The sequence below is a fragment of the Flavobacterium beibuense F44-8 genome (assembly GCF_000769915.1).
Taxonomy (GTDB): Bacteria; Bacteroidota; Bacteroidia; order Flavobacteriales; family Flavobacteriaceae; genus Flavobacterium; species Flavobacterium beibuense.
In genome coordinates, this window is the sequence record NZ_JRLV01000011.1 from 53,205 (window position 1) to 79,230 (window position 26,026).

Consider the following 26,026-nt stretch of genomic DNA (forward strand, 5'->3'; position numbering starts at 1 on the left):
TATTGAGGGTAAAACTAAAACGTTATAGTAGCAATACGAAATACTATAAGTTATAATGTAGAAGGTAAAAAAACATTAACACCTAATAATCAACAAAATACACAAAATAGTTAATTAGAAATTGTAGCTGTTTTACAGTGTTTATGTAGAAGAAAAAGAGATGATTATTAACTCATCATTACCACAGCATGCAACAAAACCCGAAAATTTAACAATTGGCTAGCCTATAGTTTTAAGCCTTTCATCAAATTCTTCACGTGATACTGCAACTTTATTTCGCACTTTGGTACGGTAATTATAAATAGTACTTAAAGAGTATCGTAAAAAGGAAGCTATCTTCACGGCATCACTAATACCGAGTCTTTCCAGTGCAAAAATTCGTAATTCGGCATTCAGTAATTCACCGGGCTTGAGTTCAATTTTTTCATGGGGTAATAACATATCGTTAAACTCACTTACGAAATTAGGATACAGGTTTATGAAAATGGTATCAAATCGTTCATACAACTCATGAAGTTCTTCATTGGTCACACTACTTGACTTTAATATTTTAGACAGTTCATCAAACTGTTTGTTCATAGCCTTTTTGTTGAGCTTTTTTCTATAATCATCAAGTTTAGCTATATAGGAAGAACAGATATCAAAAAATTGCGCTATATACTCCTCTTTCACTCTGTTGGACTCATGAAGCTGTGAGTTAAATACCTGAAGCTGTTGATTAGCGGTTTTGAGCTCTATGTTAAGATCCTTTTGCTTTTCTCCCGATATAAGAAGTTCTTCCTTTACTTTTGAAATCCGCCTCATTTGACTATAAACATAAACCACTGCTATAATCAAAAAGAAGCTAAGAATACTTATTAAGATAAGATAAGTTCGTAAGGTACTTTTTGAAGCATTTTCCTTCTCCTGATAGGAAGCATTTATAATCGAATAAAACTCAGACATCATAAGGGTTCTGAATTTCACATTACAAGCCACAGCATCTGCCAATGCTGATTGTGCATATTTATAGGCCAAATCAATTTTACCCTGATAGTAATAGTAAATTGCTAAGTTTTGTATAGCCCCATGATCCCTAATGCCATTCTCAATATCAGTAACTGCTGCCAGGCAATAATACCTTACACCTTCCTCCTGCTTATCCTCACGCATATAAATATCCCCTAAAAGGTAAACATACATGGCATAGTCGGCGTCTTTTACCGTACTGCTGTTTTCAATTTTTTCAAGCAGTTCACGAGCTTTTAAATAATCCTTTTTGTACATTAATTGCTGAGCCAAATTAATTTTGTACTTATTGGAATCAGGATTAAGCACCTGCAACAGAGAGTCTCTATATACCTCTATTTGTTTTGCATAATGCTCACTTGGATTATTAGTTGTATAGTGCTCGTAAAACTGACTGTAAAACTCATAATACAAAGCTTTAAGATCATTAGGCTGTTTTGCAATAGTAACACCATCCAGTAATGACTGTGATTCCAGAAAATTTCCTTTTGAAGAATATAGGTTTGCCAACTGTATTGACGAGTGGTCTCTGTAGTATCCGTTATTAAGCGTATTGCCAATAGAGATGTTTCTGTTTATGTAGTAAATAGCACTATCAAGATAAAACTTCCGGTACTGTTCATAGAGTTTTTCATTAATCCCGTACTCCTCTTTTAAATCTAAACCGGGAGTAATTTCTTTTTTGTAAGCGGCAATCTTTTTTCTTTTTATATCTGCAAAATGCTCTTTTTGCAATAAGGCATTATCCAATTCCTGCCTTGCAGAAGATAAGTCCTGCCCCCTTAACCCAAGAGATGATAATATGGTAACAAAAAAGATAATAAGTGATTTCAAAAAGAAAGGTGTTTAATGAATTAAGGCAAATATATGGAAATCGGTAAAATTTTATCTCCTCTATTTCCTAATTTAAAAACCCGTTCTTTTCTTTTACAATCGTGGAAATATTTTTTTGATACTATTTTAAAAGATATGTTTCTACTATAGTTTTCACCCTGTCTAAAATAATAGGCTTGGAAAGATAATCATCCATTCCATACTCAATACAGGTTTCGCGCTCTCCGTTTAAAACTCTTGCTGTTAACGCTATAATTGGTATATGCTTATCTTGCTGGCTTTCAATCTCCCTGATTTTTTTAGTGGCATCTAACCCACTCATTTCAGGCATTTGAATATCCATAAAAACAATATCAGGATTTTCGGTTTGATACATCTCTACGGCTTCTTTCCCGTTTTCGGCTATAATCAAATTAGCATCAGGAACAATTTTCATTAAAATTTCACGAGCCAGTAATTGATTAACAGGGTTGTCTTCTGCTACCAAGATAGTTGTATTTTTTCCTGAGAAAGAAACAGCATCATCTTGTGAAGAAATAGCTTTACTATTAACCGTAGCCGCTGTAGCTTTAGAATAATTAGCTAATCGGTCTAATACAGTTTTTAACTTACCGGAATGTATTGGTTTTGTATAATTGAAATTAATATTGTAATCTTTAATTGCTTTAAAAATAATATCGTCATCGGCCGTACTGTGCAAAAGCATTATAGGAAGGTCATCGGCAGAGAGGTTGAGTGTGTTTCTTATTTGCGAAATCAGGTCGGTTCCCGGCATGTAAGGCATATTATAATCTACAATCGCAAAATCAAAATCCTTATGCTTTTCCAGTAATTCCATTGCCTCAATACCATTATTAGCAAGCAGGCTTTCAATATTCATTTCGGCAAGCATTACTTCTAAAATACGCCTGTTGCTTTCATTGTCATCAACAACAAGTACTTTTTTTACATTACGGAACAGCACTGTCTTATCAGTTAATTTTCCATCAGGGATTTCAAACTGTACTTCAAAAGAGAACTCACTACCTTTATTTAATTCACTCTCCACATTAAGCTTACTGCCCATTAAAGCCAATAGCTTATTGCTTATGGTAAGTCCTAAACCTGTACCACCGTACTTACGTGTGGTCGAACTGTCTTCCTGATCAAAGGCTCCAAAAATTTTACTTAACTTATCTGAAGCTATCCCTACACCTGTATCCCTAACTAAAAACCGGAAGTATGTTTTATTCTCATCCTCCTCGGCTATTCGTGACTCTAAATGTAACTCTATCTCTCCTGCATGTGTAAACTTAATAGCGTTTGACAACAGATTGGTTAATATTTGCCTTAACCTTACCGGATCAGCATACACATATCGCTGAATATCCGGCGGGATATTTAATAAAACCTCCAGCTTCTTTTGTTCTGCCTGATGGCGAATAACATCAATGGTTTGTTCGCACAGTTCATAAACATCTACCTCCTCATAATGCAGTTCCAGTTTACCGGCTTCAATTTTTGAGAAGTCTAATATATCATTGATAACATCCAGCAGTAGATTAGCCGAATTATTGACATTTTTAAGATATTCTGACTGGCTCTCGTTTAAAGGTGTTTTAATTAAAAGATCTGTAAAACCAATAATCCCGTTAAGAGGTGTACGTATTTCATGGCTCATATTAGCCAGGAACTCTGATTTTGATTTACTTGCCGACTCAGCTGCTTTTTTAGCTTCAATAAGAGACGCTTCAAGTGTTTTTTGCCCTGTTATATCCCAGTTTGTACCCAGCATACGGACAGGCTTTTTATTTTCATCCCTGTAAACAGTACCTTTTGCCCTTATATGGCGTATAGTACCATCTGGAAGTACTATCCTGAAATCAGTATCATAAACCGAATGTCCGGCTATTGAATCGTTTAAAAGGGTTTCAATTTTGTTTTTATCGTCAGGATGTACTCTTTTTGTCCATAATTCATAAATAGACTCTTTAATATTATTACTGGTTCCATAAAGCTTATACATGGTTTCATCCCAATACACTTCGCCCTGTAAAATATCGTAATCCCAAATCCCTATAATAGAAGCTTCCAGTGCTGCCTGTAGCTTATTCTCGGCATTAACTCTTCGGGTAACATCCCTAAAGGCAGCTACAGTAATGAATCCTCTGGGAGACCATGTTGAGTTTAGGGTCATTTCTACGGGAAACTCTTCACCATTTCTCTTATTGGCATAAATCTCTATTACTGAAGAGCTGTAATGTTCCTTTTCTTTTTTCTCTACAGTATTTATATACTCAAAGTAATATTCTAAATGTTTTTTGTATTCGGAATGATACCTTACAGGAATAAGGGAGTCCATTGTTTTGCCTTTCAGTTCATCCTCAGTATATCCAAAAACTTCAGACATCAGGCTATTGGTTAGTTCAATAGTACCCTGTTTATTAACCACAATTAAGGGATCGGGTGTAGTATTAAGGTACATATGGATTATATTTAGTTCTTCCTCTGCAGCCCTTTTTTCCCTGTCAATACTATTCATACTACGGGAAACTACAACAAGCAGTACAAGTGTGGCAAAAATTACAATTACTGCTACCATAGCAATAGAGAAATCGGCAGCAAAATAGCCTACCCTGTAGCAATATAATATTAAGTATGATAATAGTAAACTGACAACCGTAAGTTGGAAAAACAACCTTCGTATCATATAACTACCTATTCTTTTACTGGTAAAAAGTTCTGTTATACCATGTTTAGGAATAGTTAGTGTAATTGCAAGCCCAGCTATAAAAAAGCCTATAGCGGTATGAATCGCCATTGATGATATAAACCTTACTTTATCAAAAGCAGGAATGTTATATATAAACGTAACAATAGCAAAAAATGAAATTACAATTACTATTAAGGACAAATAGGAAGCGCCCTTTTTTGCCTTATCATTATTAAACTTTACTAAGCCAAGGGAAAAACTTAAAAGGGAAAAACATAATGAAGTTGCCATTGACATCCTTCCGGGTGTAGGGTTTCCTTTAGCAACACCTTTATGGTCTGTAGCTGCAAGTTGGTCAATTCCTAAGTTAAAATCGCCTGCATCCTGCAAAAATGTTACAAAAGCAATAGTAAAAAGCAGCAGGTTTAAAACCATTGAAATTTTAGAACACCTACCCTCCCTTGTACAAAAAATAACAAATGCCAATAGGAAAAAACAAAAGGCAGTGTTGAACTTCATTGTAGGTAACTCGCTGTGAATCTGTGTAAAGATTTCTATATGAAAAATCCAGCCTAATATTGCCAATAATGAAACACAACAAAGTACAAAAGCAATATACCTGATAAACTTTTGATAAAGATTCACTTTTACCATACCTAAACTTAAAGCGGAATTTAATTTTAAAGATAGTAATTTATTTATTACATCTGTTAAAATTTAAGCGCCAACCCTTAAAAATAAAGACTTCTTTTTAAGCTTATCAAAAACATTTGTCTATTCAAAAAATAATTAACTGATTTTATGAATAATACAGAATGCTTACATAATTAATATTTTCTATTTAATAAGACCTGGTTACATGTAAAGGTTTTGCCGTCCATGATAATTTAATAATCGTAAACGATAAAAGTAATCCTCTACTAATCTCTTTTATATTTTTGAATATTGTATAACTTAAATGAACTCATAAGTATCTTCATCAAGAGTAATAAACGATTGTGAGAAAACAGGAGTAAATATTAGTAGAAATAAAAGTGAATAAATTATTTTTATAATACTATTTTAAATTAAGCCCGGGCTCAGAATTTTGCCCGGGCTTAATGTTTTATGGATTATATGTCTCTCCACATGGAACCTGTGCCTGAACATAATTCCCATTATCATTAACTATCATTGTAGGTCTTGTTTTACCTAATTTAATACCTAAAAAGTAAGGTGTTTGATAAACTCCCTGAGTACATCCATCAGGACCATATACAGGAGATCCATAAGAGTATCTGCTACCCATTGTAACTGGCTGTCCCGGATCTGGTTCCTCAAAACCAGGTTCCTCAATAACTCTTATAGGATCAAAATCATCACCATCGTAATATTTATTAAAGCCTTCTAAATCAGCAAAACGACGAACACTTTGCCTTTCCTCATCAAAAGTAGTAACCTCAAATGTTGTCTCTTCAATATTCATAAAGTAAAGCGCATCATCTGAAGCTGTCAGACTAACCATATAGCCTAAAGGTCTATTATTTTCTCCTAAAAACACTTCCGTCAGATAATACTCATCAACAGTTGTAGATTTTAGAAAACTAGTTGTATTAATACCAGATACAGCATTATTATCTGTTTCATTGTCAGCAGAACAGCTAACTAATAAATTTCCGCCCATAATAAGGGCAAATGCAACTAAGCATGTTGTTTTTAAAAATTTCATTGGAATTGGAATTGGTTATAATTTTGCCTACTGTCGTTACTGGGTGTCTTTTCGGCTTAATCCCCAAATACAGCTTTGTTATCTTCAAAAGAATTTGAATAGTAAAACTATATTCGAAATTTCTAAGATCGTGAGAATAAAATTCTTAAAAAATTATCATAATAGTTTTGCTTAATCAAACAATACTTCTGGCTATAATATGGCTGTAATATTTTAGTTATGTAGAATTGTAAATAATTTAGAAGTAATGATAAGAGCTTATAGCCAAACTAATCTCCTCCAAATTTGTAATTAAGTAGCCTTAAAAACAATTTTAGTTTGTTCTTCAGATTTATATAGCTTTTCTTATCATCTATTTTATCAAACTTAACAAAACTGTTATTGAAATTGATATTTTGAATAGTATCCATAAAGGAAGGTGTGTGTTAATTTCACAAAACAAATATAAATAAAATAGTTAAAAAAACACATTAAGCTAAAAAAAATACAATAAATGATAAACATTATTTAAAAACCAACTTCAATCCTTCCTTTATTAGTAGTATTGTAAATAATTAAATATTATTTAATTATTTACATGTATTTTAATACTATTTTTTGGTATTAAAACACATTTCCATCATTTTATACAATTCCGGGTGCTTACGTTTCAATAAATCAGGACGTTCAAAAAAATACTCTGATGCTACCGCAAAAAACTCTGCCTGATTTGTACCTCCATACTGGCGAATATCTGACTTGTCATCATTAATAGCTTCCATTTTTTTATGTATCAAATCTAACCACGGTATTGAATATTGATGTCCCAGTAGTTTTTCGGGAACTCCGTCTACAAGTCCGTCCATTTTATCAATTAAGTGCACAAACTCGTGTATACCTGTATTCCCTTTATCTGTAGTATTAGAAAAACCGTGATATAAAGCTTTTCGGGACAAAATCATTTGGTTTTCAAACCTACCTGTACCTACCAGTCCGCCTATATTACGTGATTGGGCAGTATCGGCAAATTCAAGGTCTTCATTAAAATAATCAGGATACAGCAATACACCGCTAAGGTTATAATAATGCCATTCGGTAAAACCAAAAACAGGAATAACCGCACTACAGGCTACCAGTATTTTATCTAAATCGGTTACCTCAAGCTGTACACCTTCAATATACACCTCACTAAGAAACTGCATAATACGCTTTTGAAATTCGGCTTGTCTCTCAGGTGTCAGATTACGATAAAACAATACATTATCCAGTAATAACTGATGCCAATGTGGCGGAAAAGGTTTTGCAACTGCCTTTTTAGGCTTTTTAAGAATAAAGAAAAGTGCGATGATTATAATTATCGCAACAGGTATGATGTAGTTCATGAATGCTTATTTGCCATAAAGATAATATTAAGATTTTATATAGGATTAAATTTATCAATATGGCATTAAGTAAAAAACCATTCCTTATTTTAAAAATTGCCATTATAGTAAAAGTATTACAAATCACTTTTTTCGACAGGATTATTACTTTTTCCCACCAAAAAAATAATAAAGTTTTTTGATATGTAATTTATTTGTTTTAATGTTGCATTAAATATGACAACAAATATCCTAAATAATAACTGGTGGTGGTTTACAATAAATATTGTGAACAGCTAAGTTATTATATACACTCAAAGGATACCAATATACACGGGCCCGCTGTTCACTAACAGCGGGCTTTTTGTTTTTAATTCACTCCTAAATCTAACGATATGAACACAAAAAAAATGTATTCATGCTATAAAAAAATTTCTTCAGATACGCTGACTCCCATACAGGTATACCTCAGGGTAAGGGATAGTTTTGAGAAACCGTTACTGCTTGAAAACTCAGAAATACTAAACAGAAAACACGGTTATTCCTACATTTGCCTTAATCCGCTTTCCAGTATCCAAATTGAAGATAAAGCTTTTTATATAGACAATGAAAAGGTTGATAGTAATCAAAGTATTACCGACTTCATTTCTAACTATATCAAGTCTTTCTCTGTTGAAAAATTCAATTTCCCTTTTACCTCAAACGGACTGTTTGGATATACCGGATATGACACAATACAATATGCCGAAGATATTAAACTGAATAAATCGGGCGAAAGCATACCTACCCTTTTCTATGCTATTTATCAGTATGTTTTGGTTTTTGATCATCAGTATGACGAACTTTATATATTCTCCCACCATACAGAACAGGAAACAGCTGAAAGTAACCTTGACAATATCAGCTCACATATAGTAAACAAGCCTGCTAACGTATACGACTTTTATACCATAGGCACTGAAGAAACCGAGATTGATGACAACAGTTTCAAAGACATGGTTAGTACTGCAAAAAAACACTGCCTGCGCGGAGATGTTTTTCAAATGGTACTTTCCAGAAAATTTACCCAACATTTTAACGGTGATGAGTTTAACGTATACAGGGCTTTGCGTAGTATAAACCCTTCACCATATCTTTTTTACCTGGATTACGGTAGCTTTAAACTGTTTGGTTCATCTCCCGAGTCTCAAATCATTGTAAAAGATAATAAGCTTACAGTACACCCTATAGCAGGAACTGTAAAGCGAAGTGGTGATGAAACCGAAGACTTACTTGCTGCCGAAAGACTAAAAAACGATCCTAAAGAAAATGCCGAACATGTTATGCTTGTAGATCTTGCCCGTAATGATCTTAGTAAAAATGCTACCGGTGTTACTGTAAATTATTACAAAGAGCTTCACTCCTACTCCCATGTTATTCATATGGTGTCGGAAGTTTCGGGAGAGCTGAGAGAAAACCATCAGGCATATAACGCCTTACTAGATGCCTTCCCTGCCGGTACATTAAGCGGAGCTCCTAAACACAAGGCTATGCAGCTTATCCATGAGTATGAAACATCCGGGCGTAGTTTTTACGGTGGCAGTGTGGGGTACATCGACTTTAATAATCAAACCCAGCATGCTATTATTATCCGTTCGTTTTTAAGTAAAAACAACATACTGCACTATCAGGCAGGTGCAGGTATAGTACATTCATCCAATGAAGAAAGCGAACTACAGGAAGTAAACAATAAGATAAATGCATTAAGGAAAGCTATCCAAAATGCCAATTCAAACAATAATTTAAAAATGATTAATAAAACAGAAGATGAAACGGTTGCTAATATTAGATAATTATGACAGCTTCACTTACAACCTTGTTCAGCTTATAGAACAGGTAAGTGATATGGAGTTTGAAGTACACCGAAACGATAAAATTGCCCTTGAGGATATAAATCGTTTTGATAAAATACTTCTGTCTCCCGGTCCCGGTATTCCCCGTGAAGCAGGTTTACTGCCAGATATTATTAAAACCTACGGTAAAACCAAAAGTATTTTTGGAGTTTGCCTTGGGCTACAGGCTATTGGTGAGGCTTATGGGGGGAAACTTAAAAATCAGGAACAGGTATTTCATGGTATTGCTACAAACATTACTATCACTAATACTGATACTATTTTTAACGACTGCCCTAATAGCTTTTTAGCCGGACGTTACCACTCATGGACCATAGATAACAACTTTTTACCCGATACTCTTGAAGTCACAGCTACAGATGACAAAGGGAATATTATGGCCATAAAGCACAAAACACTTGATGTTCGCGGTGTGCAGTTCCACCCTGAATCGGTACTGTCTCAATACGGTAAACAAATACTTCACAGCTGGCTTAGCGCCTAACTCTACCCTTCCATATAACTAATTGGCTCAGCCAAAAAAATAAAGGTGATTTACTCACCCAGGATAACTATTGCCTAAACTTAAATGAAATAACATGAAAACATATTTGGAAAAACTATATCAATATCAAACGCTTAGCAGCAACGAAGCCTATAATGCACTGGAGCAGATTGCTACAGGGAAGGTAAATCCCAGCCAAATTGCATCGTTCATTACCGTATACCTAATGAGAAGCATGACAACAGAGGAACTTAACGGATTTAGCAATGCCTTGTTACAACTGTGCATCCCTGTCTCCTTTGAGCAGGAAGTAATGGATGTTTGCGGTACAGGTGGCGATGGTAAAAATACTTTTAACATCTCTACCATTACGGCACTTATAGTGGCTACTTATGGGATACCTGTAGCAAAACACGGCAATTACGGAGTTTCATCTGTAAGCGGTTCGTCAAATGTATTGGAATATTTGGGGTATTCATTCACCAATGATCTTGATGTGCTAAAAAAGCAAATGGACAACTACAACATCTGCTTTTTACATGCCCCTTTGTTTCACCCTACACTTAAACATGCTGCTGCGGTAAGGAAAGAACTGGGGATAAAAACCTTTTTCAACATGCTGGGTCCTTTAATTAATCCGGCGTTTCCTGAAAACAGAATGATTGGTGTATACCATGCCGAAATAGGCCGTAACTACCACTACCTGCTACAACAACAGGAATGCAAATATGCCATAGTACACTCTATTGACGGTTATGATGAGATCTCTACCACGGGCGATTTTAAACTGTTTAGCCGTAAAGGTGAAGAGCAAATCAGTATGCGCGACCTTACCATTCCTACCGCTTCTCCAGAGGCATTATTTGGAGGGCATAGTGTAAAGGACGCCGCCGATATTTTCATCAATATCATTAAAGGCGAAGGGACATCTGTACAAAACAATGCCATTGCAGTAAATGCGGGTATAGCGATTGAGTCGGCTACCGGGAAAGACAGGCTTTCAAGTATTGCCCAAGCCAGGGAAATTATAGAAAGCGGGAAAGCATACCACACATTTAAACAACTTATAAACAGTAATTAACATGGATATTTTAGATAAAATAATTGAACATAAAAAGAAAGAGGTTGCAGAGAGAAAAGGTCTCTTTCCTATAAAACTACTGGAAAACAGTATCTACTTTAACAGCCCTACAGTATCCTTAAAGCACTATTTACAGTGTAAGGACAGCGTTGGTATTATAGCCGAAATTAAACGTAAATCTCCGTCAAAAGGTAATATAAACCCTTATGTAGATGTAGAGAGAACATCTATTGGCTATATGCAGGCAGGTGCCAGTGTTTTATCTATACTTACTGATAATACTTTTTTTGGTGGGAATAATAGTGATTTGACAACCGCCCGTAAGTTTAATTACTGCCCTATTTTAAGGAAAGATTTTATAGTTGATGAGTACCAAATTATTGAGGCTAAATCTATAGGTGCCGATGCCATACTCCTACTGGCAAATGTTCTGACTAAAGAAGAATGTAAAGCATTTACAACCCTAGCCCATCAGCTTGGTTTAGAGGTACTATTGGAAACTCATACCCTTAACCAACTGGAGTATTACTTACCGGAAACAGATGTTTTAGGAATCAACAACCGTGATTTAAAAACCTTTACGGTTAATATTGAGCGTTCGTTAGAACTTGCAGTTCATCTACCTAATAGTGTTGTAAAAGTATCTGAAAGCGGAATTAAAACAGCCGATGATATACTACTACTCAAAGAAAACGGATTTCATGGTTTCCTTATGGGAGAGCAGTTTATGAAACATGCCAAACCCGAAAAAGCCTGCTACGAACTTATCCTTCAGGTACAACATGCTTTAAACCTTAAAACTGTAAGTCATGAAAATTAAAGTATGTGGGTTAAAAGACCCGACCAACGTAGCACAGGTAACAGGTTTGGAGCCTGACTATATGGGATTCATTTTTTATAAAGAATCTAAAAGGTATGCTGCACCAACTATTAATGAGAAAGTGATGGCTAAAATCCCAAAAAATATAACCAAAGTGGGAGTATTTGTAAATGAAACGGAAAAAAACATTATCAACCTTATTAAAAAATACAATTTGGATAGCGTTCAGTTACATGGTGATGAATCGGTAGAGATGTGTGACAAAATCCAAAAGTATGCCCCTGTAATAAAGGCCTTTGGGATAAACAGCTCGTTTGATTTTAATAGCTGTAAGGAATATGAGGGAGTAACCGACTTATTTCTGTTTGATACGTCCACAGAAAATTATGGCGGTAGCGGAAAACCATTTGACCACAACCTACTTAAAGGATATGATTTAGAGACTCCGTTTTTAATAAGTGGCGGACTCGACCTTAAAACAGCCACAGCACTTATTGAAACTCCTATTCATCCCAAATGCATAGGTATAGATGTAAACAGCAGGTTTGAACAGCCAAACGGTATGAAGGATATAACACTTTTAAAACAATTATTCAGCAGAGTATGAAAACACAATATCATATAAACGACAAAGGTTTTTACGGCGATTTTGGCGGTGCCTATATCCCCGAATTGCTGCACAGTAATGTTGAGGAACTTCTTCAAAATTATAAGACGGTACTAAATGACGATAAATTTAAAGAAGAACTTAAAACCCTGTTAAGGGATTATGTAGGCAGGCCAAGTCCGCTTTACTATTCCAATAGGCTCTCACAAAAATATGGTGCACAAATCTACCTGAAACGTGAGGACCTTAACCATACCGGTGCCCATAAAATAAACAATACTATAGGGCAAATACTACTGGCAAAGCACCTTAACAAAAAACGCATTATTGCAGAAACCGGTGCAGGACAGCATGGTGTTGCCACCGCTACGGTATGTGCTTTACTGGGACTTCCGTGTATTGTGTATATGGGAGAAACAGACATTAAAAGACAGGCCCCTAACGTTGAGAAAATGCGTCTACTGGGCGCGGAAGTCCGTCCTGCCCTTAGCGGAAGTAAAACCCTTAAGGACGCTACAAACGAAGCTATTAGGGACTGGATAAATAACCCGGAAGATACTTATTACATTATAGGATCGGTAGTGGGACCGCATCCCTACCCTGATATGGTAGCTCAATTCCAGTCGGTAATAAGTGAGGAAATAAAACAACAGCTAAAAGAAAAAACAGGAAATGAAAATCCTGATTATGTAATAGCCTGCATTGGTGGTGGTAGTAATGCTGCAGGGGCTTTTTATCATTTTATTGATGAACCTAGTGTAAAACTAATTGCTGCCGAAGCCGCAGGAAAAGGCATCGATACTAATCATACGGCTGCTTCCATCTCCATAGGTACTACCGGAATCATTCATGGGAGTAAAACCCTGATGATGCAAACCAGCGACGGACAAATAGTTGAGCCTTACAGTATATCTGCCGGATTGGATTATCCCGGTGTGGGGCCTATGCATGCTCATTTAGCCGAAACAGGCAGGGTTAAAGTAATTGCTATAACCGACAGCGATGCGCTCTCAGCAGGATATGAACTGTGTAAACTGGAAGGGATTATCCCTGCTCTGGAAAGTGCTCATGCCCTTGCCTGCCTTAACCACATCTCTTTTAAGGAAGATGATGTAGTGGTTATTAACCTATCTGGTCGTGGCGATAAAGATTTAGAAACTTACACAAAACACTTACCTCATGGAAAACAGAATTGATTCATTATTTAAATATAAGTCGGGAACCGTACTATCAGTGTACTTTACGGCAGGTTACCCCAACCTGAACGACACCCTTACAATAGCAAAAGAACTGGAAGCTAATGGTGTAGATATGCTTGAAATTGGCATCCCGTTTAGTGATCCGTTGGCAGATGGTCCCATTATACAAAACAGCAGTAAAATAGCTATACAAAACGGAATGTGTATTGAACTGTTACTGGAACAATTAATTACACTAAGGAAACATATCTCTATTCCTGTACTACTTATGGGGTATTACAATCCTATGCTGCAATATGGAGTTGTCTCTTTCTTAGAAAAAATAGCTGCTATTGGTATTGACGGACTCATACTACCCGATATGCCCATAGAGGAATATCAGGAGAATTATGAAGCTGATTTTAAACGGTTAAACCTAAAAAACATTCTGCTTATTACCCCACAGACTTCTGACATCCGAATAAGATACATCGACTCTGTTTCGGGAGGTTTTATCTATGTGGTATCATCATCAGCAACAACCGGAGGACATACTGATTTTTCAGAAAAACGTGAAGCCTATCTCAGTAAAATCAGCTCCATGAAATTAAACAATCCTTGTGTTGTAGGTTTTGGTATTCAAAACAAAGAAGATGTAAAACAGGTAGGTAAGTATGCTGACGGAACAATTATAGGTACGGCATTTATTAATGCCATAGCACAGGGAGAGCTCAAACAACAAATTAAAAATTTCATTAAAACAGTAAGCCATGATACTGCAGTTAGAACATAATACAGAACCAAAAGATATACTCTCCTTAACTGAAACCATAGCAGGACTGGGGTATAAATCTACTCATGTAAAAACACAGCGGGAAAATTACCTTATATGTATTGGTAACAAAGAAATAGACATAAGGCAACTGGGGCATTTACCGGTTGTGAAAGATATACATCGTGTTTCCGATCAATACAAACTGGTTTCCCGTAAATGGAAAACCAACTATACATCAATAAACTTAGGGGATGATGTATATATTGGTGGCAAAGAGAAAACTATAATAGCAGGTCCCTGTTCTATTGAAAGCGAAGATCAGGCTGAAAGTATTGCCGAACACCTTTCACAACAAGGTATTAAAATAATGCGTGGAGGTGTATTTAAACCCCGAAGCTCTCCATATGCTTTTAGAGGATTAGGCCTTGAAGGAATGAAACTATTTCACAACGCCTGTAAAAAAAGGGGTATTAAAATTATTACCGAAGTAATGCAGGCCTCACAAATTGAGGAACTCTATCCGTACATAGACATTTTTCAGGTGGGTGCCCGTAATTCCCAAAACTACAACCTGCTGGATGCACTTGGGGAAAGTGACAAGCCTGTTATGATAAAAAGGGGAATTAGCGGTAGTATTGATGAGTTGTTGTATTCTGCCGAATATGTGTTTAGTGCCGGTAACGAAGATATTATTTTATGTGAAAGAGGTATAAGAACCTTTGAAACCAGCTATAGGAATACCTTTGATATTAACGCCATACAGGTTTTAAAGGATAAAACGCATTTGCCTGTACTTGCCGATCCTTCTCACGGTGTAGGGATAAGAGATTATGTTCCGGGTATTGCACTTGCCGCTATTGTTGCCGGAGCAGACGGAGTGATATATGAAGTACATCCTTCTCCGGAAAGAGCACTGTCTGACGGACAGCAAACACTTAATTTTCAGGAATCAGAAGCTTTAATACAAAAAATTAAAGTCTTAGAAAAACTGTAACAGGTTAAGGGTGTTCCAAATAAAAAAACATCTAAACCATAGTGATTTAGATGTTTTTTATGTTTAACCCTTAAAGTTAAAAAGGATGATTATTTCTTTTTAAAAAGTGATATTACTTTCTTAATACCGGTAATAAGTGCTACAGTCACCAAACCGGCAATCAAACCTGCTGCTGTTTCTTTCACTATCGATGGCAAATCCGGGTATATATGGTGAAGGTAATCTATATTATGAACAAATATACCTCCTGCAACCAAAACAAGTGCAATAGTACCTATTACAGCAAGAAACCTGATGGTTAAAGGTAAAAGCTTAATTAAGGTTTTACCAATAGCTGTAAAAAAACTACTTCCCTTAGAGTATTTTATCAGTTTATAACCTGTATCATCCATCCTTACAATAACAGCTACAAGTCCGTACACACCAACTGTTGCCAAAAACGCTACAATAGTAACTGTTACAATTTGTATGGTAAGGCTTTTGTCTAAAACAGTACCCAATGCAATTATCACAATCTCTATAGAAAGAATAAAATCGGTAGTAATGGCTGCTTTAATTTTGTTTTTCTCCATATCAACAGGAGCAACTTCTTTCAGTTCGGCAGCTTCTTTATGATCTGAATGATGGAAAAAATACTCTATTATTTTTTCTACCCCTTCATAAGCAAGATAAAATCCGCCTAGTATCAAAATTACTTTAATGGCTATTGGGAAAAATGCATTTAAAAGTAAAGCGATAGGAATTATTATCAGTTTATTGATAAACGATCCCTTAGTTATAGCCCAAAGCACAGGCAGCTCTCTAGACGATACAAAGCCTGTAGCCTTCTCGGCATTAACCGCAAGGTCATCACCTAATATACCTGCCGTTTTTTCTGTCGCTACTTTACTTGCAACAGCAACATCATCCATAAGGGCAGCTATATCATCTAAAACTGCAAAAATACCTGAAGCCATAATTTATCTTTTAAGAGGTGCAAAAATATAAATTTAGTAGTGCATTACTTAATTATTTTAATACTACAGTAAAGAAATTTAAATCAAAATGAGTAACTTAAATCATGTTATTAAAAACAAATTCAATAATTTAACCTTTACAAAACCAACTAAATAAACGTTAAAATTAAATTTAAAATTCATTTTTAAAAGTATTACTATTATTTTTGCATGTAAATATTTCAAAAATGAGAATAGTACTATCCAATGTAAAGCTTATGATAAACGAAAATGTTTATCTTAAAGACCCTGAAAGCTCGGCACTGGGAAAGAAAATATTAAATGAAAGTATACTCCTTATTAAGGAAATAGGCTTTGAGGCATTTACCTTTAAAAAGCTGGGGCAGCGTATTGAAAGTAACGAAAGTTCGATATACAGGTATTTTGAAAACAAACACAAACTGTTGGTTTATCTTACTTCATGGTACTGGAGCTGGATGGAATACCGCCTTGTTTTTGAAACGGCTAACTTAACCGACCCTAAAGACCGCCTTAATAAAACCATTGCATTATTTACAGAAGAAACTAAAGATGATGAATCTACCGAACATATTAATGAAGCCCTTTTACAGCAAATAATTATATCTGACTTTACTAAAACCTTACTTACCAAGGAAGTTGATGAAGAGAACAGAAATGGTTTTTTTGTAATTTATAAAAGGGTAATACACCGTATCGCAGGTATAATTAAAGAAGTGAACAGTAGTTACCCCTACCCTGATTCTCTTGCCAGTACAATAGTTGAAGGGGCATTGCATCAGCATTTTTTAAAACAGCACCTAACATCCATCACCAACTGTAGTGATGAGATTTCACCAAGTGATTTTTACCTTGATTTGATTAATAAAGTTTTAAACTAAAAAATATATGACCCCATTAAAACGCTTCTATAACCTTTTAAAGCTGGATAAGAAAGATATATACCAGATTGTTTTCTATGCAGCTTTCTCAGGACTAATAAGTATGTCATTACCTCTTGGTATACAAGCCATAGTTAATTTTATACAGGGAGGACAAATAAGTGTTTCCTGGATTGTACTTATTATTATTGTAACCCTGGGTGTAGCATTGGTTGGTATACTTACCCTAATGCAGTTAAGAATAACAGAGAACCTTCAGCAAAAAATATTCATCAGGTCTTCTTTTGAATTTGCACACCGCTTACCCAAACTTACTTTTGATTCCCTTTATGATAAATATCCGCCCGAGGTTGCCAATCGTTTTTTTGATACACTAACCATTCAAAAGGGTACATCAAAACTATTGCTTGATTTTACAACCGCTATATTACAGGTTGGACTTGGTTTGGTACTGTTATCGCTTTATCATTCCTTCTTTATAATATTTGGCGTACTGCTGCTTATATTACTTTATATCATATTTAAGTTTTCGTTTCAGGATGGTTTAAATACCAGTTTAAAAGAATCTACCTTTAAATATAAGGTTGCCTACTGGTTACAGGAGATAGCAAGAAACAAAAGTAGTTTTTCACGTAGAAACAATTTTGAATATGCTCTTGATAAAAATGATAAACTGGTAAACAACTACATTTCTTTTAGAGAAAAGCACTTTAATGTAATTAAAAGGCAGTTTTCACAACTTATCGCTTATAAGGTATTCATAACCGCCGGACTCCTTTCGGTTGGAGGTTTCCTTGTACTTAACCAGCAAATGAATATTGGTCAGTTTGTTGCTGCAGAGATTATTATACTTTTAATTATCAACTCTGTAGAAAAACTTATTTTAGGATTTGAAACCCTTTATGATGTACTTACAGCGGTTGAGAAAATAGGTGTAGTAACCGATCTTGAAATTGAAAAAAGTACAAAAAACACTAACATAGATTGTGTAGAAACCGACTACACCTTAGAGACTGAGGATATGACATACAGGTATCCTGATAATGATAAGGACATTATTAAAAAGGTAAACATTAAAATAAATCAGGGAGAAAAGGTATTCATAACAGGTGCTAACAATTCAGGTAAAACAACATTAGTAAGACTGCTATCGGGTTTCCTTTCTCCAAGCTCTGGTGTATTGTACATTAATGATAACATAGTAAAAAGATCTGAGGGTGAGTGTTACAAAAGCCATATAGGTGTTGTAATGCAGGAGGATACTCCGTTTGAAGGGACATTACTGGAAAATATAACATTCAACAACCCTAATATAAATGGTGAAGATGTAAAATGGGCGCTTAATGCCGTAGGTTTAACAACTGCTACAAAAAGGCTGCCTATGGGGCTGGATACACCTGTTAACGCTGACGGCAGACAATTAACCCGATCAATTATTCAAAAAATAATGATTGCAAGAGCTATTGTAAAGCGTCCTAAAATTCTTTTCCTGGAAGAACCTACTATCAGTATGGATCCGCAATCGGCTAAAAAAATAATCGACTTTTTAATAAGCCCCGAAAACAAATGGACAATAGTTATTTCTTCGGTTGATGAATACTGGAAAAAAGCCTGTAAAAGGCAAATTGAAATGGAAAACGGACAAGTGATTAACGACATAAACATAAACGGCAATGCTTAATATATCTAACAACAATCCGGTACGTGTAGAAAACCCAACCGGATATGAAACCATTAAGGTGCTTAACAGCAGGCCTCATTATAAAATCCTGAACAGGATAATAGTACTTGTATGCCTTTTATGTTTTATTGGCCTGTTTTTACCATGGACGCAAAATATAAGAGGTACAGGTTCGGTTACTACATTAAAGCCCGATCAGCGTCCGCAAACCATTCATTCAGCTATTGCCGGAAGGGTTGAAAAATGGTATGTACAGGAAGGTGATTTTGTAAAGAAAGGTGACACTATTGTATTTATATCTGAAGTTAAGGAAAACTACTTTGACCCTAACCTTGTAGAAAATACAAAGCAACAGGTAGATGCTAAAAAAATGGCTCGTAAGTCGTATGACGGAAAAGTACTGGCGCTGGAAAATCAAATAGTCTCCCTAAACAACGAGTTAAACCTTAAACTGGAACAGGGACGCAATAAAATAAAACAGGCACAGCTAAAAGTAAAAAGCGACAGTATGGACCTTGCAGCGGTAAACACTCAGTTAACCATTGCACAAACCCAGTTTGACAGGGCTGTTACCCTAAATAAAGACGGACTGAAACCGTTAACCGATGTAGAGGAAAAACGTCTCAAATTACAGGAAGCACAGGCAAAAATCATAACTCAGGAAAACAAACTTTTAGGTTCGCGAAACGAGCTTATCAACTCACGTGTTGAAATAAACCGTATTAAAGCTGAGTATACCGAAAAGATTGCAAAAGCAAACAGCGACAAATATACTGCTATGAGCAGCCTTTATGATACCGATGCTCAGGTTACAAAACTGGAAAACCAGTATGTTAACTACAGCATCCGTAACGGATTGTATTACATAAAAGCACCACAGGACGGCTATATAAACAAAGCCTTACTTAGCGGTATTGGAGAAACGATTAAAGAAGGGACTTCTGTTGTGAGTATCATGCCGGCAGGTTATGATATTGCTGTAGAAACATTTGTAGATCCTATTGACCTTCCGTTAATTAAAAAAGGTTCTAAAATAAGGGTATGGTTTGACGGTTGGCCTACAATTGTATTTTCAGGATGGCCGGGTATTTCATACGGTACGTTTGGCGGACGCGTAGTTGCCATAGAAAACTTTATTAGCCCTAACGGAAAATACAGGGTACTTGTATCTCCCGATGCCGATGAACAGGCTTGGCCGGAACAGTTGAGTATAGGTGCAGGAGCACAAACCATCGCATTGCTTGATAATGTACCCGTATGGTATGAAGTATGGCGAAACCTTAACGGATTCCCTCCTAACTATTATACTGCAAAAAATACAGATAAAGCCACAACAGCAAAGGATAACGAAAAGAAATAGGAATGAGGCATTTATTCTATATAATACTAATTTTAATCCCGGTTTGTGTTTTTCCACAGGAATTTAATGAGGAAACACTAAGCTACAGGGAATACCTGGGGTATGTAAAAAAATTCCACCCTTTGGTTAGTCGTGCTAACCTTGAAATAGACAGAGCCGAAGCACAATTAATGCAGGCTCGTGGTGGGTTTGACCCTAAAATTGAAGTTGATTTTGATAAAAAACAATTTAAGGATACCGAATATTATTCTTTACTAAACAGTAGTTTTAAAATCCCTACATGGTATGGTATTGAAATAAAAGCTGCTTTTGACAATAGTGAAGGCTATTATCTTAATCCGCAAAATACTACTCCTAATCAGGGACTAACATCACTCGGTATTACTGTACCTGTTGGACAGGGACTTTTTATCAATAAGCGTATGGCCGATTTAAGAAAAGCCAAGTTACAGATAAACCTTAGTAAGTCACAGCAAAGGCTTGCTGCTCTTGATGTTTTGTATGATGCGTCGGCAGCTTATTTCTCATGGCTTAAACATTACAACGAAATGGTAATGTATAAAGAATACCTAACCGCTGCAGAAGAACGTTACACAGGAGTGTTAAGACTTATTGAACAGGGAGATAAACCGGCTATAGATAGTGTGGAGACAGGTATTTCGGTTAAGAACCGAAAGCTGAGTCTGGAAAACTCCATACTTAAACTAAATAAGGCAAGGCTGGAACTGGCTAATTATTTATGGATAAATGAGACTCCTGTAGAGCCATCGGAAGATTTAAAACCTGAAGTGGGGCTTCTTACAGAAATTGAAGATATACTGAATACCGGAGGAATTAATGATACTGAGGCTATAATTTCAGCACATCCTAAACTTAAAATGCTGGAAACTAAAGTTGAAATGCTTGATATTGAGAGAAAACTCAAGGCAAACTACCTGCTTCCTAAAATTGATTTAGGGTATTATTATCTTTCAGAGCCTTCCTATATTGATAATTTCCGTACGGATGATTATAAAATTGGGATTAATTTCTCTTTCCCTATATTTTTAAGGAAAGAAAGAGGTGCGCTTAATATGGCTAAAATCAAATTACAGGATACAAAATTAGAGCTACAGCAGGAACAGCTTCAAATTAAAAACAAAATTGATGCACAGCTAACCGAAATACAATCCCTTAAAAAACAGTCTGATTTACTAAACGGACTGGTACAGGATTATCAAACTATGCTTAATGCCGAAGACCGGCTTTTCTCCTTCGGGGAAAGTTCCATCTTCATTATCAATTCACGCGAAACTAACCTTATATCGGCCAGAATACAGCAAATAAACATGGAAAACAGTTTATTAATGAGTAATGTAGGACTTTATAGAATTATGGCTAATTCTGACAACTAAAAAACACGTCTGGCTTTCCAATAGGGTTTATTAAAGTACCTCATCTCTGTTGAGTAGAAGTACTTTCTGGACTTTTGGTTTTCCATAAACACGCGGTCTATGAGCTGCTGATAATGATTAAGGATACTATCTTTTTGTAAAGGAGTATCCAAACAACCAATAACAGACTCGGCAGCTTTTATACCGCTATACAGCGCAAAAAATATTCCTTGTGAAGAAAGCGGATCAAAGGATAAGGCAGCATCGCCTACACATAAAACTCCGTTATAAATAACCGATTCGGGCTTGGAAACACCTGCTTCCACTGCATTACTGTGAAGCAATGATTTTGTAGTCAGCTTATATGGCAATATAGCTTCACTATTAAATTTTTGCAGTAACAGCTCAGGATTTTTATATAGCGTACCTATATCATCTGAAAGCCCCTGAAAACTTATAACTCTTTTCCCTCCCGGTAAAAGTGAAGTATACCACCAGCCTTCCTGCACTGATTTTATTCGGGTACTACTGTCATTATCCTGCTTAGGGACAGACACCCAATTAACTACCGCCATCTGGTTATCTACCTTAGTCCGTTTATAACCCAGTTTTTTCCCTATAACAGCTTTACGACCTGTAGCATCTATAAGCCAGTTGGCAGAAACTTCCTGTATCTCCCCTTCCCTTAAACTTACTTTAAATATTACACCACTGACATTATTCAAAACAACATCATCAATGATAGCAGAATATACCGGTATACCTAAAGCTTTAGCTTTCATTAATAATGCCTTATCAAACATTACCCTGTCTACATGGAAACCAGCCCCTTCAGGATTTAACATACCACTACTGTATACCCAGTCATCGCTACCCCACGATGAAACATTAGCACTGCAACGTTTATATTCGGTATCATCAAGCAGGTCAGTAATAGTATCTATGCCTAATCGTTTTAAAAGGCGCATGGTAGCCCCGGGGATGGATTCCCCTGCCTTATAGGGCATATTATATTCTTTGTTTATAAGGCAAACATTAAGTCCTGCCTGCTTTAATACAATTGCAGCGGCACAGCCCGAAGGGCCGCCACCTGCTACAATTATTTCAAAAACATTGGTACTCATTAGTTACCTCTGCGTTTTATGTTTACAAATTCATTACGTTGTTCTTCACTTATCCAGCCTGCTTCAGCCAATTGGCGGTTGTATAATCCAAGCTCACTAAAGGCTTTTTCATACATGCTGTGGTCTGATTTAAGATTAGCCTGCTGTGCTTTGGTAAGGTTCTCCACGTATATATTTTCCGGTAACCAGTCCATATCTTCAGGTCTTGGCTTTGCTTCCAGTATCCCCATACTGCCAAAATGCGCAATCATATACATCATTTGTTCGGGAGCCGGATTTTGTAACGGTAACTGCCTTAACCATTGTGGTCTGTTTTGGAAAGCAGCAATACGAATTTCCATTGGCTGTTTTGTATCACAAAGGGTATTGTAGTCCACTTCGGTTAAAACCTGATTTGGCACCCTTGCAGGCCAGAATGTTGGTAAATACGGATCGTACTCAAAATCGTATCCCGAACGACAGAAGGCTGTATCTCCCTGCCATGGCAGTGCCATCCAGCGGGTTAGATCACCGGCAGCCTGACCGTATAAAGGTCCGTTAACTTTCATTACCGAATTATTATCCAGCGTAGCACCATAATTAGGTTCTGCTAAGCCTTCCTCACGCTCCCTGATTCTGTAAGGTGCCCTGTACATAGAAGCATTTCGCATAGGCCATGTAAGCTCTGCTCCCGGGTGGAAAGCATCAGCAAGGCAATAATGCATTGCTGTTCTGTCCAGCATTTCAGGTTGTTTTTGCAGGTCTACATCTTCAATTTTATGAGGTTCTTTATCGTCAGGATTATAATCATTAATAAACAGTCCGTTTACCCAGTTGGTAAGCACATAGGTATAAAATGGCGGAAGCTGTAGATAAGTAGACGGAGCCGGTGGCACATTAGGATTAGGATTGGTATATCCAAACGCATCGCCATAAATAGGCGGCCATGCAGCTACCTCGGCTATCTTAGTATTCGTAGGCCTGAAGCTGTTGTATATACCTCTGCGCAGTTCTGCATAAGGATCAGGATACATAGAGTTATCTAAAGGAGCGTAAGACAGCTTTTTCATAAACTCAGTATCCTTAAAGTTTAGAGGGCCTCCCGCACCAAACATAGAAAGGAATCCTTTATTTACCCATTGCAGTTCGCTAAGGCGTTCCAGTATAGGCCTCACATGATCATTAAATGATATTTGCTGAGGCACTTTTAGCATACCTACTTCCATATACAGGTTTTGCAGCAAATCGTCCATAGTTCTCCACCCTACTAAATCAGGTGCAAAGTTAGGCGGCGCCGAAGCTACCCAAGCCGGATCGGCGTCATAATCAACGCCTCCTATGGTTACTTTCGCATAAACAGGCCCGTCAGCAATATCATCATACCATCCGTTAGCATTATTAAAACTATCCGGATCAGCAGGTCTATATACAGGTTGGTTAGACGGACTTGCAGAAACCCCAAAGCCCGGTAAAACCAACAGGCGCCCTACAGCGTCTGTCCTTAATTCCCCTAAAGTAACCGGTGTTCCTTCAAATTCACCCGACATTACATAGCTGGAATCTTTCATCTCAATACCCATAATAGATTTTTTACCGGTATCAACACAAAGAGCACTCCTATCGTCTCCTTTAACATCTGCATTTCGTAAAGGTACACTAAGGCTTACGGTTGCAGGTATATCAAGCGCTGCATTAAACTGATACCAGGCTGCTTTTTTATTAGCAAGATGTACTGACCATTGAACACTTGATTTCTTGGTTTGCTGTACTTCGCCCACCACATTGCCATACTTATCGTAAGCATATATACGGAAACGGGCTGCCTGTCGCTTAATAGCACCTCCGGCATCCCTGGTACTTCCAAATTTTGTAGGTTCAGGTTTAAATACTTCCGGACCAATATAATATCCGTCAGGACTATCACCTACACGGGCAATACCAATACCAGGGTGTATCCTTACATGGGTTATTCTTTTTATCTGGTCATCAGTCAATTCTTTTGGGTTTTCCTTGTCTGACGGGCTATGCCCCGAAAACGGACATTTAGGATTTTTAATAACAGGCTTACCCGGTTTTTTAGGCTCGGTTACAGGCTGTTTGTTCATTTCCCTGCGGTAATTAGCACTGGTTTGATATACGCTCATCCTGGCTTCGGCAACACTACCTACCGGCTGATTCTCTAACGGAACACGACCAATGTTAAACGACAACCAGTCGCCATAAATTTCCTGTTCATCAATAGTAATATCCTGTTGCGGCAGGTGTATAGTAGCCACTTTTAGAGGTACGGCAACCGTTTCGTCCCAAACTACAGTAGCCCTGTCTAATGGAAAATGCTGTTCTATATAAGCCTCACCATATTGGGCTACATCAGGTCTTTTTTGGATAAGGATATCCAGTGTAACAGGTCCTGCTGCCAGTCGTGCAGCAAGATCTTTACCCATAAAATCAGGGTCGTTTATATCTACCTCTCCCGCAAAAGTCGATGTTCCCGGGCGCAGTATGTATTTACAGTAATTATCTGATCCAAGCATAAACGGAACCACACTCCAAAGCTGTGTCTCCAGTACCGAATGTATCGGTTTTGCCATTTTATCCAATAACTCGTTGGTTTTTGGAGCATGTTGCTGTACCCAATCGTCACCCCAGCCTTCAAGACTGGCTTTTGTGAAATTACACATATCAGAAGCGTTATCCACAAAAAAGAAAGGTACATTTTGTAGTAGCAAATCCGCTGTATCTGCTTCGTCATCGCTTACCTTTTTCTCTCCCGGAATTCCGAAAACCTTAATTCCTATTCCAATAGTACTTAGCCAGTCGGGTCTGCCATCGGCAAGGTCAGACGAATAACGTACATATACAGGAAAATCCCCTCCTTTTTTAAACATTCCGTGTTTATAATCTTTCGGAAGATCTTCCTGTATGGTTATATTTCCTTTTATGATACCGTGTGTACGTAAAAATACAGGTCTGCGCACAGGGCATTGCCCCTGTTCTACCCTCTTTTTCTGTACAAGGTCACAGAACATGTGCCTAAGCCCCTCTATAGGGTTTTCGCATCCGCAGGATGTATTATCCTCACTCCTGTTCTCAATAATACTTTTCATAATCAGTGATTTATAAATTGGTTTGTTCTCAAATGTATTCCAAAAAATAAACCTGACTATACGTAAAACTACCTGATTAAGCTACCCGTAAAAACTACAATTGAAAGAAAGCTAATCATAATTTAACTATACAA

At 36.7% G+C, this 26,026-nt stretch carries 19 protein-coding genes; 12 read left to right on the forward strand and 7 right to left on the reverse strand.

Going from position 1 to position 26,026, the window contains the following annotated elements; translation table 11 throughout:
* Positions 1 to 219 precede the first annotated feature (219 nt).
* The 4 genes from Q763_RS11015 to Q763_RS11030 all read right to left on the reverse strand — a co-directional run bounded on the left by Q763_RS11015 (position 220) and on the right by Q763_RS11030 (position 7,603).
* Positions 220 to 1,842 (reverse strand): DUF6377 domain-containing protein, encoded by a 1,623-nt coding sequence (locus Q763_RS11015; RefSeq protein WP_035134199.1) that lies wholly within the window; start codon positions 1,840 to 1,842, stop codon positions 220 to 222.
* A gap of 121 nt (positions 1,843 to 1,963) precedes the next feature.
* On the reverse strand, positions 1,964 to 4,969 hold the full coding sequence (locus tag Q763_RS17495) for a response regulator (protein WP_198133464.1): 3,006 nt from the start codon (positions 4,967 to 4,969) through the stop codon (positions 1,964 to 1,966).
* 670 nt (positions 4,970 to 5,639) lie between these two features.
* Entirely contained in the window at positions 5,640 to 6,242 is a 603-nt protein-coding gene (locus Q763_RS11025) for a hypothetical protein (protein WP_035134201.1), read from the reverse strand.
* Between the two features lie 590 nt (positions 6,243 to 6,832).
* Positions 6,833 to 7,603 (reverse strand): M90 family metallopeptidase, encoded by a 771-nt coding sequence (locus Q763_RS11030; protein ID WP_035134203.1) that lies wholly within the window; start codon positions 7,601 to 7,603, stop codon positions 6,833 to 6,835.
* 374 nt (positions 7,604 to 7,977) lie between these two features.
* Here Q763_RS11030 and Q763_RS11035 point away from each other — a divergent pair, with 374 nt between their 5' ends.
* The 8 genes from Q763_RS11035 (at position 7,978) to Q763_RS11070 (ending at position 15,413) form a co-directional block, all read left to right on the forward strand.
* Positions 7,978 to 9,414 carry an anthranilate synthase component I family protein gene (locus Q763_RS11035; RefSeq protein ID WP_052123399.1) on the forward strand — a complete coding sequence of 479 codons (1,437 nt, stop codon included), beginning with the start codon at positions 7,978 to 7,980 and terminating at the stop codon, positions 9,412 to 9,414.
* Positions 9,389 to 9,958, forward strand: coding sequence for an anthranilate synthase component II (locus Q763_RS11040; RefSeq protein ID WP_035134205.1), 570 nt, complete (start codon positions 9,389 to 9,391; stop codon positions 9,956 to 9,958). The genes Q763_RS11035 and Q763_RS11040 overlap by 26 nt, the downstream gene beginning before the upstream one ends.
* A gap of 94 nt (positions 9,959 to 10,052) precedes the next feature.
* Positions 10,053 to 11,039: an anthranilate phosphoribosyltransferase gene (gene trpD, locus Q763_RS11045; protein WP_035134206.1), complete on the forward strand. Its 987-nt coding sequence runs from the start codon at positions 10,053 to 10,055 to the stop codon at positions 11,037 to 11,039.
* A 1-nt stretch (position 11,040) separates the two neighbouring features.
* On the forward strand, positions 11,041 to 11,859 hold the full coding sequence (gene trpC, locus Q763_RS11050) for an indole-3-glycerol phosphate synthase TrpC (RefSeq protein WP_035134208.1): 819 nt from the start codon (positions 11,041 to 11,043) through the stop codon (positions 11,857 to 11,859).
* Positions 11,849 to 12,466 (forward strand): phosphoribosylanthranilate isomerase, encoded by a 618-nt coding sequence (locus tag Q763_RS11055; protein WP_035134210.1) that lies wholly within the window; start codon positions 11,849 to 11,851, stop codon positions 12,464 to 12,466. Before trpC ends, Q763_RS11055 begins: the two co-directional genes overlap by 11 nt.
* Positions 12,463 to 13,662, forward strand: coding sequence for a tryptophan synthase subunit beta (gene trpB, locus Q763_RS11060; protein ID WP_035134212.1), 1,200 nt, complete (start codon positions 12,463 to 12,465; stop codon positions 13,660 to 13,662). Before Q763_RS11055 ends, trpB begins: the two co-directional genes overlap by 4 nt.
* Positions 13,646 to 14,437 carry a tryptophan synthase subunit alpha gene (gene trpA / locus Q763_RS11065; RefSeq protein WP_052123401.1) on the forward strand — a complete coding sequence of 264 codons (792 nt, stop codon included), beginning with the start codon at positions 13,646 to 13,648 and terminating at the stop codon, positions 14,435 to 14,437. The genes trpB and trpA overlap by 17 nt, the downstream gene beginning before the upstream one ends.
* On the forward strand, positions 14,415 to 15,413 hold the full coding sequence (locus Q763_RS11070) for a bifunctional 3-deoxy-7-phosphoheptulonate synthase/chorismate mutase (RefSeq protein WP_035134214.1): 999 nt from the start codon (positions 14,415 to 14,417) through the stop codon (positions 15,411 to 15,413). Before trpA ends, Q763_RS11070 begins: the two co-directional genes overlap by 23 nt.
* An 89-nt stretch (positions 15,414 to 15,502) precedes the next feature.
* Here the strand turns inward: Q763_RS11070 and Q763_RS11075 are convergent, their stop codons facing one another.
* Positions 15,503 to 16,369 (reverse strand): DUF808 family protein, encoded by an 867-nt coding sequence (locus Q763_RS11075; protein ID WP_035134216.1) that lies wholly within the window; start codon positions 16,367 to 16,369, stop codon positions 15,503 to 15,505.
* 227 nt (positions 16,370 to 16,596) lie between these two features.
* Here Q763_RS11075 and Q763_RS11080 point away from each other — a divergent pair, with 227 nt between their 5' ends.
* The 4 genes from Q763_RS11080 to Q763_RS11095 are packed head-to-tail and all read left to right on the forward strand — an operon-like array spanning position 16,597 to position 21,703.
* Positions 16,597 to 17,268, forward strand: a complete 672-nt coding sequence (locus Q763_RS11080; RefSeq protein WP_035134218.1) for a TetR/AcrR family transcriptional regulator — start codon at positions 16,597 to 16,599, stop codon at positions 17,266 to 17,268.
* Between the two features lie 7 nt (positions 17,269 to 17,275).
* Complete coding sequence (locus Q763_RS11085) at positions 17,276 to 18,949, forward strand: peptidase domain-containing ABC transporter (protein ID WP_035134220.1); 1,674 nt, start codon at positions 17,276 to 17,278, stop codon at positions 18,947 to 18,949.
* Positions 18,942 to 20,309, forward strand: coding sequence for an HlyD family secretion protein (locus Q763_RS11090; RefSeq protein ID WP_035134222.1), 1,368 nt, complete (start codon positions 18,942 to 18,944; stop codon positions 20,307 to 20,309). Before Q763_RS11085 ends, Q763_RS11090 begins: the two co-directional genes overlap by 8 nt.
* A 2-nt stretch (positions 20,310 to 20,311) precedes the next feature.
* Positions 20,312 to 21,703: a TolC family protein gene (locus tag Q763_RS11095; RefSeq protein ID WP_035134224.1), complete on the forward strand. Its 1,392-nt coding sequence runs from the start codon at positions 20,312 to 20,314 to the stop codon at positions 21,701 to 21,703.
* Here Q763_RS11095 and Q763_RS11100 read toward each other — a convergent pair.
* Together Q763_RS11100 and Q763_RS11105 are read right to left on the reverse strand one after the other, a co-directional pair.
* A complete protein-coding gene (locus Q763_RS11100) occupies positions 21,700 to 22,806 on the reverse strand; it encodes an NAD(P)/FAD-dependent oxidoreductase (RefSeq protein ID WP_035134226.1) in 1,107 nt (368 codons plus the stop codon). The genes Q763_RS11095 and Q763_RS11100 overlap by 4 nt on opposite strands.
* Positions 22,806 to 25,892 carry a LodA/GoxA family CTQ-dependent oxidase gene (locus Q763_RS11105; RefSeq protein WP_035134228.1) on the reverse strand — a complete coding sequence of 1,029 codons (3,087 nt, stop codon included), beginning with the start codon at positions 25,890 to 25,892 and terminating at the stop codon, positions 22,806 to 22,808. The genes Q763_RS11100 and Q763_RS11105 overlap by 1 nt, the downstream gene beginning before the upstream one ends.
* Positions 25,893 to 26,026: the final 134 nt, after the last annotated feature.

Bases quoted from the DNA above. Each gene is read 5' to 3' on its own strand.
- Q763_RS17495 (WP_198133464.1), bottom strand. From the start codon at position 4,969: ATGGTTTTAAACCTGCTGCTTTTTACTATTGCTTTTGTAACATTTTTG.
- Q763_RS11025 (WP_035134201.1), bottom strand. From the start codon at position 6,242: ATGAAATTTTTAAAAACAACATGCTTAGTTGCATTTGCCCTTATTATG.
- Q763_RS11030 (WP_035134203.1), bottom strand. From the start codon at position 7,603: ATGAACTACATCATACCTGTTGCGATAATTATAATCATCGCACTTTTC.
- Q763_RS11035 (WP_052123399.1), top strand. From the start codon at position 7,978: ATGAACACAAAAAAAATGTATTCATGCTATAAAAAAATTTCTTCAGAT.
- Q763_RS11040 (WP_035134205.1), top strand. From the start codon at position 9,389: ATGAAACGGTTGCTAATATTAGATAATTATGACAGCTTCACTTACAAC.
- trpD (WP_035134206.1), top strand. From the start codon at position 10,053: ATGAAAACATATTTGGAAAAACTATATCAATATCAAACGCTTAGCAGC.
- trpC (WP_035134208.1), top strand. From the start codon at position 11,041: ATGGATATTTTAGATAAAATAATTGAACATAAAAAGAAAGAGGTTGCA.
- Q763_RS11055 (WP_035134210.1), top strand. From the start codon at position 11,849: ATGAAAATTAAAGTATGTGGGTTAAAAGACCCGACCAACGTAGCACAG.
- trpB (WP_035134212.1), top strand. From the start codon at position 12,463: ATGAAAACACAATATCATATAAACGACAAAGGTTTTTACGGCGATTTT.
- trpA (WP_052123401.1), top strand. From the start codon at position 13,646: ATGGAAAACAGAATTGATTCATTATTTAAATATAAGTCGGGAACCGTA.
- Q763_RS11070 (WP_035134214.1), top strand. From the start codon at position 14,415: ATGATACTGCAGTTAGAACATAATACAGAACCAAAAGATATACTCTCC.
- Q763_RS11075 (WP_035134216.1), bottom strand. From the start codon at position 16,369: ATGGCTTCAGGTATTTTTGCAGTTTTAGATGATATAGCTGCCCTTATG.
- Q763_RS11080 (WP_035134218.1), top strand. From the start codon at position 16,597: ATGAGAATAGTACTATCCAATGTAAAGCTTATGATAAACGAAAATGTT.
- Q763_RS11085 (WP_035134220.1), top strand. From the start codon at position 17,276: ATGACCCCATTAAAACGCTTCTATAACCTTTTAAAGCTGGATAAGAAA.
- Q763_RS11090 (WP_035134222.1), top strand. From the start codon at position 18,942: ATGCTTAATATATCTAACAACAATCCGGTACGTGTAGAAAACCCAACC.
- Q763_RS11095 (WP_035134224.1), top strand. From the start codon at position 20,312: ATGAGGCATTTATTCTATATAATACTAATTTTAATCCCGGTTTGTGTT.
- Q763_RS11100 (WP_035134226.1), bottom strand. From the start codon at position 22,806: ATGAGTACCAATGTTTTTGAAATAATTGTAGCAGGTGGCGGCCCTTCG.
- Q763_RS11105 (WP_035134228.1), bottom strand. From the start codon at position 25,892: ATGAAAAGTATTATTGAGAACAGGAGTGAGGATAATACATCCTGCGGA.